The sequence below is a fragment of the Treponema sp. R6D11 genome, assembly GCF_054786075.1.
Genome location: NZ_BDHD01000845.1, coordinates 1 through 478 on the forward strand (window position 1 = coordinate 1; position 478 = coordinate 478).

The following is a 478-nucleotide window of genomic DNA, read 5'->3' on the forward strand; positions in this document are numbered from 1 at the left end:
GGCTAATATACTTAATATGTTAGATTATTCTATTTTTGTCAAGCCAAAAGCATACTAAATTCTCTTAGGGATAATAAATGACGAAACAGGATTTAAGGGCTATTTTAAGCCAAAATATTAGGAAATTTCGGGGTTTACACAAGTTAACACAGGCTGATTTTGCTGAAAAAATAGATATATCTATACCTTTTTTAAGTGATATTGAAAATGGGAAAAAATGGATTTCGCCTGTTACTTTGGTAAAAATGGCAGATGCCTTGAATATTGAGGCTTATGAATTATTAAAACCAGATACAATTATTCCGGACAATGCAGTCAATATATTAGGAAAATATACGGCGGACATTTATCGTAATTTTGGAGAATCCTTAAATAATATCCAAAAAGAATATGTTCGACAGATAAAAAGTAAAATCAAAACATAAATATCAACCGCATCTGTAAAGACATTACCCAAAAAGCACAGTCCGCTTATTTT

1 protein-coding gene is annotated in these 478 nt (G+C 30.3%); it reads left to right on the plus strand.

Annotated elements, in window-relative coordinates; all coding sequences use genetic code 11:
• Window positions 1-77: 77 nt before the first annotated feature.
• Window positions 78-425, plus strand: coding sequence for a helix-turn-helix domain-containing protein (locus tag ACYVTD_RS16440; protein ID WP_461248740.1), 348 nt, complete (start codon window positions 78-80; stop codon window positions 423-425).
• Window positions 426-478: the final 53 nt, after the last annotated feature.

What these genes read in the sequence shown, in the direction of transcription:
- ACYVTD_RS16440 (WP_461248740.1), top strand. Translation starts at nt 78, where the DNA reads ATGACGAAACAGGATTTAAGGGCTATTTTAAGCCAAAATATTAGGAAA.